1 protein-coding gene and 1 pseudogene are annotated in these 2910 nt (G+C 66.8%); both read left to right on the top strand.

The genetic code is table 11. From position 1 onward, the window contains the following. Positions 1 to 1019: Do family serine endopeptidase (locus AYR66_RS09065; protein ID WP_141104194.1), on the top strand; the 1019-nt coding region annotated here is incomplete at its 5' end. A 142-nt stretch (positions 1020 to 1161) separates the two neighbouring features. Further along, positions 1162 to 2910, top strand: a pseudogene (locus AYR66_RS09060) (DEAD/DEAH box helicase); the annotation flags it as partial.

Genomic DNA, 2910 nt, shown 5'->3' with positions numbered 1-2910 from the left:
AGGCGCCCGCCGCTCCACCTGTGACCGGCAGCGGCGTGCAGCTGCCGAGCTTCGTCAACCTCGTCAAGCAGCAGGGGCCGGCGGTGGTCAACATCAGCGCCATCCGGCAGGGCAATGGCGGCGGCTTGCGCCAGGGCGATCCCTTGTTCGAGTTTTTCCGCCGCTTCGGCGGCGTGCCGGATGAGGGCGAAGCGCCGCAGCAAAGCCTGGGTTCCGGCTTCATCATCAGCAACGACGGCTACATCCTGACCAACGCACATGTGATCGACCAGACCGACGTCGTGACGGTGAAGCTGACCGACAAGCGGCAGTTCAAGGCGAAGGTGATCGGCGCCGATGTCTACACCGACGTCGCGCTGATCAAGATCGATGCAAAAGACTTGCCTGCGGTGAAGATCGGCAATCCCGCATCGGTCGAGGCCGGCGAATGGGTGGCGGCGATCGGCGCGCCCTTCGGCTTCGAAAACAGCGTCACCGTCGGCGTGGTGAGCGCGAAAGGCCGCCTGCTGCCCAACGGCAGCTACGTGCCCTTCATCCAGACCGATGTCGCGGTCAATCCGGGCAATTCCGGCGGGCCGCTGTTCTCGACATCCGGCGAAGTCATCGGCATCAACTCGCAGATATACAGCCAGACCGGCGGCTACATGGGTATCTCGTTCGCGATCCCGATCGATATCGCGATGGACATTTCCAAGCAGCTGCGCGAATCGGGGAAGATCACGCGCGGACGCATCGGCGTGCAGTTGCAGGAGTTGACGCAGGATATCGCGTCCTCGCTGGGGCTGAAGGATGTGCAAGGCGCACTGGTTGCCGCCGTGCAGCGGGGCGGGCCGGCGGACAAGGCGGGCGTGAAGCCGGGCGACGTGGTGGTCGAGTACAACGGACAACCGGTGCAGATGACGGCCGACCTCGCGCGACTGGTCGGAAGCACCAAGCCGGGGACCACGGTGGTTGCGAAGGTGCTGCGCGAGGGCAAGCAGGTCGAAGTCCGTATCGTGCCGGACGCGCTGACGCGATAGGCTGCTCGCGGCCCCGTCACTGAACGGGGCCATGCCCAATTCATTTCGCTACAATGGCCGCTTTTCCCCGGCCACACTGCCATGCCGGCGAGGCGCGTGGACCACGTCCCGCGCGTGCCTTGCCGGCATGAATCTCGTTCAAATGAATTCCCCTGCTGCGCTTCCCGGCCTGCCGCCGGACGAACGCGCCATCCTCTCGCTGCTTGCCCTGCTGGGCGATCCCATGGGCAAGGCGCGCCTGCTCGACCACTTGCGCCTCGCCGGCATCCATACGCTGCGCGGCACCGCCATCAGTGTCACCTCGCTGAACGAGTCCTTGACCGGCTTGCGGCAGGCGGAGCTGGTGACCGAAGCGCAAGGATTCGGTTTTGCCTGTGCCGCGGAACTGCAGGCAGACGCTATCCGCGCGGCGCTCAACGACGGCACCTTCGAACCCCTGTGCAAGGCGATCGAAGAGATGAATCCGGCTAGGACGCCGTACGACGGCCAGCTCTACCCGCGCAATCATCACCAGAACATGGCACGGCTGCGCATCGCCCTCCTGCGAGGATTGCCGCCGCAGGAAGTCCATCCCTGGCTGGAGGCCTGCCTGCGTACCGCGCGCGGCGAGCATCCTTTCGTCGCCCTGTTTGCCCGTCCCTTCCATGCCGAACTCTTCGCCCGCCTGCATCCTGCGCTGCAGGAGGAAGCGATGTGCAACATGCTGTCCCATGCGCTGTCCGTACCCGAGGGCTCCGCGTCGTGGCGTGATTGGGCCGCCCATTACCTGGGCAGCACCGGCGGCCTGCCGGGCATACTGGAACCGGCGCTGGCCGAGCACTGGATTGCGTGCGGCCGCCTGGACGACGCCGAGGCGCTGATCGAGAACCATTCCGGGATGACGAAGGCCGTGCTGGACGCCGCCATCCTGATGCTGCGCGGTGACGGTACGGGCGCGGCGGATGCATTCGAGGCGGCCCTGAAGGCGACCGGCAAGTGCACCGCCGTGCTGCCGGGCCTGTGCGGCTACCTGTACGTGCTGGCGATGATGCGCTCGCCCGATCCCGCACGCAGAAACCTTGCCGCCACCTATCTCGAACAGGCGCATCGCCACGCGGCGCCCGCGGACTTGCGCGCCTACCAGTGGCTGCGCGCGCTGCATGATGTGCAAGCCGGCGTGCCGGAAAAGGAGGTGATGTCGCGGCTGGGCAGCCTGACGGTGCAGGAAATGCTGGCGCAGCTGTTTCGCCTGCTGGTGCACCACTGGATGGGCCAGCCCGAGACGGACGCTTCGCGCCAGGCGCTCGTGCGTTTGTTCCAGCGTGCCGATGCCGCCGGATTCCACTGGGTGGCGGCCCAGGCGGCTGAAATGCTGCACCGCGCGGATGAGCCCGGTTACGGCGAACGGGCGGCAGCGCTGCGCCAGCGTTACGGGCTGGCCGACCTGTGCGGCTGGTTCGAGCGGCAGGAGCCGTGGCAGCGCCAGCTGTCGGCGCTGGCAGCGCTGCGGCAGGAAAGCGCATCGTCCAAAAAGAGCGGCGAGTCGCGCCTGGCATGGATGGTGTCCTTCGACCAGGAGCATCGCTGGATCCACGTCGAACCGCGCGAACAGAAACGCGATGCACGCGGCAGCTGGAGCAAGGGACGCCCGGTCGCTCTGCGGCGCCTGCGCGAGGAGGCCGGCACACAGTCCTTCCTCTCGCCGCACGATGCGCGCGTCCTGAACACCATCGGCGCCAGCACCAACCATTACCGCGGCGTGAGCTACGACCTGGACGACCACAAGGCGCTGGCGGCATTGGTCGGCCATCCGCTCGTGTTCTGGCTCGATGCGCCGGACGTCCGGGTTGAGGTCCTGCGCGGCGAACCGGAACTGCTGGTCAAGTCACGTGACGGCAAGCTGCATCTCACG

It is taken from the genome of Noviherbaspirillum denitrificans, from assembly GCF_002211445.1.
Classification (GTDB): Bacteria; Pseudomonadota; Gammaproteobacteria; order Burkholderiales; family Burkholderiaceae_D; genus Noviherbaspirillum; species Noviherbaspirillum denitrificans.
Note: the sequence above shows the minus strand (reverse complement) of the source record. Positions and strands in the feature narration are given on the sequence as shown.